Source organism: Lysobacter lycopersici, from assembly GCF_007556775.1.
In the GTDB taxonomy this organism is placed as follows: domain Bacteria; phylum Pseudomonadota; class Gammaproteobacteria; order Xanthomonadales; family Xanthomonadaceae; genus Pseudoluteimonas; species Pseudoluteimonas lycopersici.
This window is the reverse complement of record NZ_CP041742.1, coordinates 2,118,319-2,130,511: the sequence shown is the minus strand read 5'-3', so window position 1 is coordinate 2,130,511 and position 12,193 is coordinate 2,118,319. Positions and strand designations below refer to the sequence as shown.

Annotated in this window: 11 protein-coding genes and 1 pseudogene; 8 read left to right on the top strand and 4 right to left on the bottom strand. The window is 67.4% G+C overall.

Annotated elements, in window-relative coordinates; all coding sequences use genetic code 11:
- Positions 1 to 21: 21 nt before the first annotated feature.
- Together FNZ56_RS10495 and FNZ56_RS10490 are read right to left on the bottom strand one after the other, a co-directional pair.
- A complete protein-coding gene (locus tag FNZ56_RS10495) occupies positions 22 to 906 on the bottom strand; it encodes a patatin-like phospholipase family protein (protein ID WP_143879789.1) in 885 nt (294 codons plus the stop codon).
- A complete protein-coding gene (locus FNZ56_RS10490; RefSeq protein ID WP_143879788.1) occupies positions 906 to 1,871 on the bottom strand; it encodes a helix-turn-helix transcriptional regulator in 966 nt (321 codons plus the stop codon). The genes FNZ56_RS10495 and FNZ56_RS10490 overlap by 1 nt, the downstream gene beginning before the upstream one ends.
- A 74-nt stretch (positions 1,872 to 1,945) precedes the next feature.
- On the opposite strand from FNZ56_RS10490, the gene FNZ56_RS12985 reads away from it, so the two are divergent.
- From FNZ56_RS12985 to FNZ56_RS13070, 8 genes and pseudogenes are all read left to right on the top strand, one after another.
- Positions 1,946 to 2,608: a LolA-like protein gene (locus FNZ56_RS12985; RefSeq protein ID WP_143879787.1), complete on the top strand. Its 663-nt coding sequence runs from the start codon at positions 1,946 to 1,948 to the stop codon at positions 2,606 to 2,608.
- Between the two features lie 41 nt (positions 2,609 to 2,649).
- The gene (locus tag FNZ56_RS10480) at positions 2,650 to 5,610 is read left to right on the top strand and encodes a molybdopterin oxidoreductase family protein (protein ID WP_143879786.1); all 2,961 of its coding nucleotides are present in this window, start codon (positions 2,650 to 2,652) and stop codon (positions 5,608 to 5,610) included.
- Positions 5,607 to 6,245: a 2-hydroxychromene-2-carboxylate isomerase gene (locus FNZ56_RS10475; protein WP_143879785.1), complete on the top strand. Its 639-nt coding sequence runs from the start codon at positions 5,607 to 5,609 to the stop codon at positions 6,243 to 6,245. The genes FNZ56_RS10480 and FNZ56_RS10475 overlap by 4 nt, the downstream gene beginning before the upstream one ends.
- A gap of 120 nt (positions 6,246 to 6,365) precedes the next feature.
- Positions 6,366 to 8,132, top strand: coding sequence for an SLC13 family permease (locus tag FNZ56_RS10470; protein WP_143879784.1), 1,767 nt, complete (start codon positions 6,366 to 6,368; stop codon positions 8,130 to 8,132).
- A 34-nt stretch (positions 8,133 to 8,166) separates the two neighbouring features.
- Complete coding sequence (locus FNZ56_RS10465) at positions 8,167 to 8,910, top strand: 4Fe-4S dicluster domain-containing protein (RefSeq protein WP_143879783.1); 744 nt, start codon at positions 8,167 to 8,169, stop codon at positions 8,908 to 8,910.
- 3 nt (positions 8,911 to 8,913) lie between these two features.
- The gene (locus FNZ56_RS10460) at positions 8,914 to 9,834 is read left to right on the top strand and encodes a dimethyl sulfoxide reductase anchor subunit family protein (protein ID WP_143879782.1); all 921 of its coding nucleotides are present in this window, start codon (positions 8,914 to 8,916) and stop codon (positions 9,832 to 9,834) included.
- Between the two features lie 22 nt (positions 9,835 to 9,856).
- Positions 9,857 to 10,111 (top strand): hypothetical protein, encoded by a 255-nt coding sequence (locus tag FNZ56_RS10455; RefSeq protein ID WP_143879781.1) that lies wholly within the window; start codon positions 9,857 to 9,859, stop codon positions 10,109 to 10,111.
- Positions 10,112 to 10,327: 216 nt separating this feature from the next.
- Positions 10,328 to 10,417, top strand: a pseudogene (locus FNZ56_RS13070) (SEC-C metal-binding domain-containing protein); the annotation flags it as partial.
- 52 nt (positions 10,418 to 10,469) lie between these two features.
- Here the strand turns inward: FNZ56_RS13070 and hemC are convergent.
- Positions 10,470 to 11,387 carry a hydroxymethylbilane synthase gene (hemC, locus tag FNZ56_RS10445; RefSeq protein ID WP_143879780.1) on the bottom strand — a complete coding sequence of 306 codons (918 nt, stop codon included), beginning with the start codon at positions 11,385 to 11,387 and terminating at the stop codon, positions 10,470 to 10,472.
- Between the two features lie 58 nt (positions 11,388 to 11,445).
- Complete coding sequence (locus tag FNZ56_RS10440) at positions 11,446 to 12,171, bottom strand: LytR/AlgR family response regulator transcription factor (RefSeq protein ID WP_143879779.1); 726 nt, start codon at positions 12,169 to 12,171, stop codon at positions 11,446 to 11,448.
- Positions 12,172 to 12,193: the final 22 nt, after the last annotated feature.

The following is a 12,193-nucleotide window of genomic DNA, read 5'->3' as shown; positions in this document are numbered from 1 at the left end:
AAGGGGAGAGGGAAAACAAATTCAATACCCCGCCGCGTCCAGCGCCTTCTCCGCTTCCTTGCGCCCGATCTCGACCAGTTCCTTCGCCCGCCAGAATTCGTAGAACAGGCAGGCATCGCGCGGGATGCGGATCACCACCTCGGGCGGGTCCAGCGCCAATTGCACGCGCGCGATCTGCGCCTGCATGGTGTCGAGCGAACGCGCCATCACCTCGGTCAGGCCGATGGCGTTCTCGCCATGTTCGGGCCAATGCCGGTGCACGCGGCGTTCGATCCACGCGGCGAGTCCGTGGCCGTCGTCCTCGTCCACGCGTTCGTCGGGCAGCGCGCCGCTGGGTCGTTCGGGCCAGCCGTGCATGTCGACCGCGATCAGCCGGTGCGCGTCGGACAGGCGCGTCGCGGTGATCGGCAGCGGCGCGAGCAGGCCGCCATCGACCAGTTCGCGGCCGTGCACCAGCGCCGGCGTGAACAGCCCCGGGATCGCGAACGAGGCGCGCAACGCCTGCCACAACGGCCCGCCGCGCAGCCATACCTCGCGCTGGCGCATCAGGTCGACCGCGACCGCGATGAAGGGAATCGGCAGCGTCTCGATGTCGGGATCGCCGACCACCGCGCGCATCGCCGCGACCAGGCGATGGCCGTGGAACAGGCCGCCCTCGCCCAAGGCCGGATCGCTGAGCAGGCGCAGGAACGCGCCGCGATCCAGCGCCTCGATGCTTTCGCGGAATTCGGCCAGCTTGCCGGCCGCGAACACGCCGCCGACCAGCGCGCCGCTGGAACTGCCGGCGACCGCGGCGATCTCGAGCCCGCGAGCCTGGATCGCCTCGATCACGCCGATCTGCGCCAGCCCGCGCGCGCCACCGGCGCCCAGCGCCAATGCCACCCGGTCGTCGCGCTGCGCCTGCATCAGTCGTAGTTGGCGACCGCGAGCTGCAGCATGCCCCGCATCTGCTCGCGCAGCGCCTTGGGCTCGACGATCTCGGCATCGGCGCCGTAATGCAGCACGTCCATCAGCAATTCGCGCGCGTTGCTGTAGGGAATCTTCAGTTCGTAGCGGCCGTCGGGCAGGAAGCGCCCCTGCTGCTGCGAGTGCCAGCGTTCGTCCGCGACCCAGCGCGCGGCCTTGGCGCCGAACACGATCGTCGCCCAGCCCTTGGGTTCGCCGGAGAAGATGCCGTAGCCGCCGGCGAGCTGGCGGTCGAGCTCGGCGTCGTCGACGTCGCGCGCGGGCGAGTCGAGCAAGCGCGCGGCGGCGATGCGGTCCACCGAGAAGCTGCGCAGCCCCTGCTTGTCCTCGTCCCAGGCGTCGAGGTACCAGTTGTCGCGGTAGTGGGTGATGCGCTGCGGCGACACCGTGCGCCGCGTCGACTCGTCGGTGGAGCGCGCGCGGTAGTCGAACGACAACTGCCTGCGCTCCAGCACCGCCGAGCAGACGATGCGGAAGGAATGCTCGTCCATGCGCCGGCCGCGATGCGGGATCACGCGGACGCGCTGCATCGGCCAGTTTCGGCCGGTGGAATGCTCGTCGAGCAGTTTCTCGATGCGCTGCTGCAGCGGCGCCAGCGCCGAGGACAGCACCCCGCCGCCGCTGCGCGACAGCAACTGCTGCGCGGCGAGCAGCGCGTGCAGTTCCTCGGAATTCAGCCACAGGCCCGGCAGTTCGAAACGGCCGCCGCCGTCGGGGTCGTAGCGGAAGCCGGCTTCGCCGTCGCCCACCACCGGCGCCATCAGCGCATCGCGCAGGAAGGCGAGGTCGCGGTAGACGGTGGCGCGCGAGCAGCCGAGTTCGTCCTGCAGCCTCGCCACCGTCACCGGGTAGCGCGCGGCCTGGAGGGTGCGGTGCAGGGCGAGGATGCGTTCGTAGCGGTCCATGCGAGGATTATGCCGTGCCGGCCGTTGCCGGAGCGGCAACGCGTTCTCCCGGGCACGCCCACTGGAGCCATGCCATGAACCGCCGGACTTCGCTCGCCCTCGCCCTGCTCACTATCCTCGCCGCCTGCAAGCCCGCGGCCACGCCCGATACCGCCGCCAACGCCTCGTCCCCCGCCGCCGCTTCCGCACCGGCCGCCGCGAACCCGGTTGCCGCAGTCGCGCAAGCCGTGCTGCCCGACGCCAAGGGCGAGGTCGTCGCTGCGATGCGCAAGTTCACCGGCGTGCACAGCTACCACGCCGCGATGCACCTCGAAGGTGGCCCGCGCGGACCGATCGACAATGCCGTCGATTTCGTCGCGCCGGATCGCTACCGGATGGAAATGGCGGGCCGCGGCAGCCAGGTGATCGTCGGCGACACCATGTACATGGACATCAACGGCCGCACGATGCAGGTGCCGATGCCGGCGGGCACGCTGACGCAATGGCGCGATCCCGCCAAGCTGGCCGATGCCCAGGCCAACATGACCGTCGACGACCAGGGCAGCGACAGCGTCGACGGGCAATCCGCGAAGAAGTACGTGGTGCACGTGGCCCAGCCCAAGGAAACCACCACCACGATCTGGATCGGCGATGCCGGCTTGCCGTTGCAGATCCTGGCCAACAACCCGATGGGCCAGGCGACGATCAAGTATTCGCGCTTCGACGATCCGACGATTTCGATCGAGCCGCCGAAGTAGGCCGCATCGCGTCGCGGCATCGACGCAGGCACAATGCACGCATGACGCAGCCGACGCTCGATCTCTCCCCTTCGCCCGGCGACGAGGTCAAGCGCACCACGTGCTACATGTGCGCCTGCCGCTGCGGAATAAAAGTCTGGGTGAAGGACGGCCAGATCCGCTACATCCAGGGCAACCGCGAGCACCCGGTCAACCAGGGCGTGCTCTGCGCCAAGGGCGCGAGCGGGATCATGCAGCACTACTCGCCGGCGCGGCTGCGCAAGCCGTTGCTGCGCGTCGGCGAACGCGGAGCGGGTGAATTCCGCGAGATCGAATGGGACGAAGCGCTGGACATCGCCACTTCGTGGCTGGCGCCGATCCGCGAACGCAATCCGGACGAGTTGGCGTTCTTCACCGGCCGCGACCAGTCGCAGGCGCTGACCGGCTGGTGGGCGCAGCAGTTCGGCACCATCAATTACGCCGCGCACGGCGGCTTCTGCTCGGTGAACATGGCCGCCGGCGGGCTGTATGCCATCGGCGGCAGTTTCTGGGAATTCGGCGAACCGGACTGGGAACACACGCGTTACCTGATGCTGTGGGGCGTGGCCGAAGACCACGATTCCAATCCGATCAAGCTCGGCCTCGGCAAGTTGAAGGCGCGCGGCGCGAAGATCGTGGCGGTGAACCCGGTGCGCAGCGGCTACGGCGCCATCGCCGACGAATGGATCGGCATCCGCCCGGGCACCGACGGCCTGTTCGCGTTCGCGCTGGCGCACGAACTTCTGCGCATGGACCGCATCGACCTCGACTACTTGGTGCGCTACGCGAATGCGCACTGGCTGGTGATCGACAACCCCGGCGGCGCGGACGATGGCCTGTTCGCGCGCGATGCGGATGGGAATGCGCTGTGCGCCGTCGCTCCTCCCCCTTCCCCGGAAGGGGGGGGTTGGGAGGGGGTTGGTGGAACTGGAAACACAACCCCACCCCAACCCTCCCCTTCTGCAGAAGGGGAGGGAGTGCGATTCGTCGATGCGAACGCCATCGACATCTCCCCCGCCGTCGTCGGCGAGTACGTGTTGCCGGACGGAAGGAAGGCACGTCCCGTCTTCCAGTTGATCGCAGATCGCTACCTCGATCCGAAATACGCGCCGGAAGCGGTCAGCGAACGCTGCGGAATTCCGGCCGACACCATTCGCCGCATCGCGCGCGAACTGGCCGAAGCCGCGTTCGATTCGAAATTCTCGCTGCCGATCGCCTGGACCGACAGCTGGGGCCGCGAGCATTCCGAAATGGTCGGTCGACCCGTTTCGATGCACGCGATGCGCGGCATCAGCGCGCACAGCAACGGCTTCCACACCTGCCGCGCCCTGCACCTGTTGCAACTGCTGCTCGGCGCCATCGACGCACCGGGTTCGTTCCGCTACCAGCCGCCGTATCCGAAGCCGATTCCGCCCGGCAACCGTCCCGCGAAAGCGCGCAAGGCCGACGGTACGCTCGACGCAGGCCCACTCGGTTTCGTGCACGGGCCGGAAGACCTCGTCGTCGATGCGAACGGCCAGCCGCGCCGCATCGACCACGCCTACTCCTGGGCCTATCCACTGTCCGCGCACGGAATGATGCATACCGTCATCCGCAACGCGCATGCCGGCGATCCGTACAAAATCGACACGCTGTTCATGTTCATGGCGAACATGAGCTGGAACTCGGCGATGAACACGCGCGAGACCATGCACTGGCTCACCGACAAGGACGAGAACGGCGATTACAGGATCCCGCGCATCATCTATTCCGATGCCTACGCCTCGGAGATGGTGGCCTACGCCGATCTCGTCTTGCCGGACACGACCTACCTCGAACGCTTCGACGCGATTTCGTTGCTGGATCGTCCGATCTCCGACGCTGATGCGGCGAGCGATGCGATCCGGCATCCGGTATTCGATCCGCAGACGCAACTGGATGAAGATGGAAAACCGCGCGACGTGCGCGGCTTCCAGTCGGCGCTGATCGAACTCGGCGCGCGGCTCGGCCTGCCGGGACTGGTGAACGAGGATGGTTCGGCGAAGTACCGCGACTACGCCGATTACATCGTGCGCCACGAACGTGCGCCCGGCGTCGGCTTGCTCGCCGGCTGGCGGGGCGAGGACGGCAACAGCGAAGGCAAGGGCGCGCCGAATCCCGAACAGTTGCAGCGCTACATCGATCACGGCGGCTTCTGGCACGCGCCGATTCCCGAATCCGCGCGCTATTACAAGATGGCGAACCGCGATTACCTGCGGTGGGCGCAACGTTTCGGCTTCGTGGCGAACGATGCGCCGATCGTGATGCAGCTGTATTCGGAAACGCTGCAGAAATTCCGCCTCGCCGCGCAGGGCCACGGCCCGCACCAGCCACCGCCGGAACACCGCGAGCGCGTCGCGACGTATTTCGATCCACTGCCGATCTGGTACGAGCCGTTCGAGCACGACCAGACCTCGCGAGAGGCATTCCCGCTGAACGCGGTGACCCAGCGCCCGATGTTCATGTACCACGCCTGGGGATCGCAGAACGCATGGCTGCGGCAGATCACCGCGCGCAATTTCCTGTACCTGCACCCGGAGACCGGCGCGAAGCACGGGATCGCCGACGAGGAATGGATCGAAGTGCGTTCGCACCACGGCGCGATCACCGTGCAGGCGAAATTCGCCGGCAACGTGCAGCCGGGCACGGTGTGGACCTGGAACGCCATCGGCAAGCGCCGCGGCGCGTGGCGGCTGGCGAAAAACGCGCCGGAAGGCGAACAGGGCTTCCTGCTCAACCATCTGATTTCCGACGTGACGCCGAAAGGCGATTACGCCAACGCCGATCCGGTCACCGGCCAGGCCGCGTGGTTCGACCTGCGCGTGCAGATTCAAAAAAGCATGTCCCGCACGCTGCGCGACGATGCCGGTGAAAGCGCGCCGCAATTCGCGCCACTGGATTTCCCCGAAGCGAGCGAAAAACCGCTGCGCTACGGCGCAGGCTTCCGCAAGGGCAACGCGAAATGAGCGCGCCGCTGGATTGGTACTTCGATTTCATTTCGCCGTTCGCGTATTTGCAGTGGCGACGCCTGTGCCGCGACCATCCGGGCGTGGCCTTGAACCCGAAGCCGTTGCTGTTCGCGGCCCTGCTCAACCACCACGGCCAGCTCGGGCCGGCGGAAATCCCGCAGAAGCGCCGCCACACCTATCGCATCGCGCTGTGGCAGGCGCGCGAGCTCGGCATTCCGCTGCATTTCCCGCCGGCGCATCCGTTCAATCCCTTGCCCGCGCTGCGGCTGTGCCTTGCCGCGGCGGATCGGATGCAGGCGATCGACGCGATCTTCGCGCACTTGTGGGAACGCGGCTCGCAGGGCGACAGCGCCGAAACGCTGGCCGATGTCGCGCAGTCGCTAGGCATGGCCGATCCCGCGGCCGCCATCGCCCGCGACGAGGTCAAGCGCGAACTGCAGGCGAACGGCGAGGAAGCGATCCGCCTCGGCGTATTCGGCGTGCCGACGCTGAAGGTTCGCGATGAATTGTTCTGGGGCAACGACGCCACCGACCTCGCGCTGGCCTACGCGCGCGATCCGGCCGCGCTCGATGCGGAAATGCGCCGCGTCGACGATCTTCCCGAGGCGATCCGGCGCCGCAAACCGGCCTGATCGCAGTCTGCCGGGGCGACGGCGGGCGCCCGCTGGGTTATGGTGTCGGTCCCCGCGGCCCGCAGGATCGATCCCGGCGCCGCGATTCCCCGCCCGTCGCTCAACGGAGACCCGCATCGCATGGGATGGCAAGCTTGGGCCACCGTCGCCATCATCATCGCGGCGGTCATTGCCTTCGCCAGCGAGAAGATCCGCATCGACCTGGTCGCGCTGGTCGTACTCGCGCTGCTGGTCATCCTGCGCATCGTCGGCCTCGACGAGGCGCTGAGCGGCTTCAGCAACGAAGCCACCATCACCGTCGCGGCGATGTTCGCGCTGAGCCTGGGCATCGAACGCTCCGGCGCGCTGGAACCGCTGATCCGCTGGCTGTCGCGGATCAGGAAACCGTGGCTGCTGACCCTGGCGATGATGCTGACCATCGCGCCGATGGGCGCGTTCGTGAAGAACATCGCGCTGGTCGCCACCTTCCTGCCGCTGGCGCTGCGCGTGTGCGCGCGTTCCGGCACTTCCCCGGCGCGGGTGCTGATGCCGATGGCCTACGCGGCGCAGATGGGCGGCGTGTGCACGCTGATCGGCACTTCGTCGAACCTGCTCACCGACACGCTGGCGCAGAAGCACGGCCTGCCGCCATTCGGCGTATTCGAATTCACCAAGCTCGGCGCCATCCTGGCGCTGGTCGGCATCGCCTACCTGCTGCTGATCGGTCGCTGGATGCTGCCGCAGAAATCCGACGCCGAATTGCCCGTGGAACGCGCCCTCGGCAAGTACGTGGCCGAACTGCGCGTCGGCCGCGATTCCGCCGTGCGCGACAAGACCATCGAAGACGTCGGCATGGGCGAGAAGTTCGGCGTCCACCCGCTCCAGCTGGTGCGCGGCGAACAGGAACTGTGGTCGCCGCAGTCGGAAAAGCTGCAGGTCGGCGACGTGCTGCTGGTGCGCGGCGAGTGGGAGAAGATCGAGGACTTCCGCAAGGCCGCGCGGCTGGAACACGCGCCCGAGCACCGCTACATGCAGGAAGGCGACGACCCGCGCGTGCTGGTCGAGATCATGGTCGCGCCGGCGAGCCGCGCGCAGGGACGCACCCTGCCCGACTTGAACCTGCAGTGGCTGTACGACGCCAACGTGCTCGCCATCCACCGCCGCGGCCACGTGCTGCACAGCACTCTGAAATCGGTGGAACTGGATCTCGGCGACGTGCTGCTGATGCTGGTCGACGAAGACAAGGTAGCACGGCTGCGCATCGACGACCGCTTCATCGTGCTCAGCGCGCGCGAGGAAGCGCCGGCGACCCCGCGCAAGGCCTGGCTGGCAGTCGGGATCATGGCATCGGTGGTGCTGGCCTCCGGCATGCACTGGCTGCCGATCCCCGCGGCCGCGATCTGCGGCGCGGTGGCGATGGCCTTCGCCGGCTGCTACGGGCGCCGCGACATCTACCAGTCGATGGACTGGAAGATCATCGTCCTGCTCGGCGCGATTTTGCCGCTGGGCATCGCGATCGAGAAGACCGGCCTGGCCGATGCCGTGGTCTCGGCCAGCATGGGCCTGGTCGGCGACCACGGGCCGCTGCTCGCGCTGCTCGTGGTGTACCTGCTCACCGCGCTGCTGACCGAACTGATGGGCCACAACCCCTCGGTGGTGCTGATGGTCGGCATCGCGATCGCGATGGCGCATTCCATCCACGCAGACCCGCGCCCGTTCGTGGTCGCGGTGGCGTTCGCCGCGGCGACCTCGTTCGCCACGCCCGTGGGCTATCCGACCAACACCATGGTGTATTACGCCGGCGGCTACCGCTTCACCGATTTCATGAAGGTGGGCATCCCGCTGATCGCGCTGTTCTGCGTGCTCTCGATGTGGCTGATCCCTCGGTTCTGGCCGTTCTATCCCTGACCCGCGGCGACCGCGCGCGTATCATTCCCTCCGGATGACCGCATTGCCGCCGCCATCGAAGAAGAAGCTCGGGCTGGTCATCGACCTCGACACCTGCGTCGGCTGCCACGCCTGCGCCACCAGCTGCAAGGAGTGGAACGCGGGCGGTATCGCCGGGCCGTTGACCGACGAGCGCCCCTACGGCAAGGATCCGCAGGGCGTGTGGTTCAACCGCGTGCACAGCTACGAGCTGGAAGCGGACGCGGCGACGAAGCAGCCCGCGCAGACATTGCACTTCCCGCGTTCCTGCCTGCATTGCGAAACACCGGCCTGCGTGACCGTCTGCCCGACCGGCGCCAGCTACAAGCGCGCCGAGGACGGCATCGTGCTGGTCGACGAGGACAAGTGCATCGGCTGCAAGCTGTGCAGCTGGGCTTGCCCCTATGGCGCGCGCGAGTATTCGCACGTCGAAGGCGTGATGAAGAAATGCACGCTGTGCGTGGACCGCATCTACAACGACAAGCTCGACGAGATCGATCGCCAGCCGGCCTGCGTGCAGGCCTGCCCGACCCGCGCGCGGCATTTCGGCGACCTCGGCGATCCGGATTCGGATGTGTCGAAACTCGTGGCCGAACGCGGCGGCGTGGCGCTGATGCCCGAACTCGGCTACCAGCCGGTGAACCGCTACCTGCCGCCGCGCCCGCGCCGCACGGGAGATGACGCGACGACGGACGATGCTTCGCAGGCCGACACCGGCAACCTCGCGCAGCGCTGGTTGAACCGCATCCTCAAGCGCTGACGCATGAACCCGGCCCTTTCCGTCATCCTCTTCACCACGCTCTCCGGCACCGGCTACGGCCTGTGGCTATGGCTGGGCCTGCGCATCGCGCTCGGGCCGCGTGCCTACGACTTCGAACCCATCGGCTGGTTCTTCGCGCTGCTGCTCGGCGCGGTGCTGACCACCATCGGCATCGTCGCTTCGCTGTGGCACCTCGGCAAACCGCTGCGCGTGTGGCGCGCGTTCACGCAATGGCGCACGTCGTGGATGTCGCGCGAGGGCGTGATGGCGGTCGCGACCCTCGCCGTCGCGGTGCTGATGGTCGCTCCGCTGCCGATCCCGCACGAGATCGTGCAACGCCCGCTCGCCGCCCTGCTCGCCGTGTGCGCGCTCGGCACCATCTGCAGCACCGCGATGATCTACGCCTCGCTGAAGCCGATCCCCGCGTGGCGGCATCCGCTGGTGCTGCCGGGCTACATCGGCTTCGCCCTGCTCACCGGCGGACTCGCCTTCGCCGCATTGCCGCAACCGACGCCGGTGCTGCGTTTCGCGCTGCCGGTGCTGCTTGTACTCACCATCGCGATGGCTATCCTGAAGCTCGCCTACTGGCGTGCGATCGATGCGAAGCCGCTGCCGCAAACCCGCGGCGATGCCATCGGCCTGCCGAACCGCAAGCCATCGGTGTTCGAACGACCGCACACCGAGGCGAATTATTTGACCAAGGAAATGGGCTTCGTCGTCGCGCGCAAACATGCGCGGAAGATGCGCGTGTTTTCTTTGCTGCTGTTCGCCGCGCTTCCGATTCTCTGCATCGCGCTGGCGATCGCGACTTCACGTCCGTGGCCGTGGCTCGACATCGCCACGCTCTGCGCGATTTGCGGCGCCTTCCTCGAACGCTGGCTGTTCTTCGCCCAGGCGAAGCATTTGGTGACGTTGTATTACTGAGCAGAACCCAATGAGGCATTTGATGAAGGCACAAAAGCTAAAAGCCGCAGCCGTCGCGCTTCTGAGTGCTGGCTGGGTCGCCCCTCTTTACTATGCAGCGGATGCGTACGCTTCATATTGGACGCAGGAACTTCTCCCCGTTCTTCGCCATGAACCCTTGCTCAGTTCATTCCCTCATCTTTTGTTTGCCACTCAGTTGACGAAATTTGCATTGGTTTGGTGCGGACTGGTCGTTCTGGCCTGGTCATATGCTGGTTATCGTCGGCTCGCGACCTAAGCCATCAACCCGCTCCTACAAAAGCGATTGCTGCCGACGTAGAATGCGCCGCCCGCAACGGGCAGACACATGGAGACGTGCCATGAAACGCAACCACGACCAGGCCTCCTTTTGAGACCACGAGCAAGCGCCGCAAGGGCTTCCCTTCCGAAACCCGCGTGAAGAAAGGCCGCAGGTTTTGTCCACGGCGACAAGGAACTCTGCGAGAAACTCGGCCGCAACGATCCATGCCCATGCGGCTCCGGAAACCGGTTCAAGCGCTGCTGCCTCGATTCCGGCGGCTTTCGACGGCATGAACCGCCATGACTACTTCCGCTGATGGACGGCGACGCCGGATCCGAGCGATCTGGCGTCGCCCCTACAACGCCGCGTCGATCAAACCGCGCGCGCCCTGCGCCAGCAGCAATTCCGCGACTTCCAGCCCGAGGCATTCCGGCGCATCGCCGCGACCCTTCGCATCGGCGCGCACGACACGGCCATCGATGGCGGAACCGACCAATCCGGACAGCGACAGGTGCTCGCCATCGAGCGTCGCGAACGCGGCCACCGGCACGTGGCAACTGCCGTGCAACGCGCGGTTCATCGCGCGCTCGGCTTCGACCCGCACGCGCGTATCGGCGTGATCCAGTACCGACAACAATTCGCGCAACGTGTCGTCGCCTTCGCGGCATTCGACCGCGATCGCGCCCTGCGCCGGCGCCGGCAGCCACTGCGGCGCATCCAGCCGCGCGCGGATGCGTTCGCCGAAGCCGAGGCGCTTCAGGCCCGCGCAGGCGAGGACGATGGCGTCGTATTCGCCGGCGTCGAGCTTGCCCAGGCGTGTGCCGACGTTGCCGCGCAGATCGCGGAGTTCGAGATCGGGACGCAATGCACGCAACTGCGCCTGCCGCCGCAGCGAAGAGGTGCCAACCCGCGCGCCTTGCGGCAGCGCATCGATGTCCGCGTAATCATTCGACACGAAGGCATCGGCCGCATCCTCGCGCTCGAGGATCGCCGGCAACGCGAAGCCCGGTTCGAGTTCCATCGGCACGTCCTTGAGCGAATGCACCGCGCAGTCGGATTCGCCGCGCTGCATCGCAAGTTCGAGCTCCTTGAGGAACAGGCCCTTGCCACCGATCGCGGCGAGCGAGCGATCCAGCACCTCGTCGCCGCGGGTGCTCATCGGCACCAGTTCGACGGCGAGGCGGGGGTGCGCGGCGCGCAGTCGCGCGGCGACGTGTTCGCTCTGCCACAGCGCGAGCGGGCTTTTGCGGGTGGCGATGCGCAGCGTGGTCATGCGCGGATTATCGCTTTTTCTTCCCTCTCCCCGTGACACGGGGAGAGGGAAAATCGAATCACAGGTGGCGAACGGTCTCGCGCAACGCCGACACACAGCGGCGGCTGACCTCCAGCGGCGCCTGGCCGTGGCGCAGCACCACCTGCACGTGGCCGTCGGGCGCGCGCTTGAGTTCGACCAGTTCGTGGCGGGCGACGAGGCAATTGCGGTGGATGCGCACGAAGCGTTCGCCGAACTCCTCCTCCAGCGACTTCAGCGATTCCTCGATCAGGTCCTCGCCGCGGGCGTGGTGCACGACGACGTACTTTTCCTCCGCCTGCAGGTAGTGCACGTCCTCGATCGGGATCAGGCGCAGGCTGCCGCGGATGCGCGCGCACAGGTGCGTGCGCCGCTGGCCCGGCCCGGACACCGCGTGCTCGCGTCCCGCGGCGAAGGTGCGCGCACGATCGAGCGCGGCGGCAAGGCGCTCGGAACGCACCGGCTTGACCAGGTAATCGATGGCCTGCGCGTCGAACGCGGACAGCGCATGCGCGTCGTAGGCGGTGCAGAACACCACCGCCGGGCGCGGTTCGAACGCGGCGAGGTGGCGCGCGGCCTCGAGTCCGTCGATGCCGGGCATGGCGATGTCGAGCAGCACGAGGTCGGGCTTGAGGTCGGCGCAGGCGTGCAGCGCCGCTTCGCCGTCCTCGGCCTCGGCCACGACTTCGACGCCGGCTTGCTCGGCGAGCAAGGCGCGCAGGCGTTCGCGCGCGAGCGGTTCGTCGTCGGCAATCACGATCCTCATGCGGCCGCGGCCTTGTCAGGCC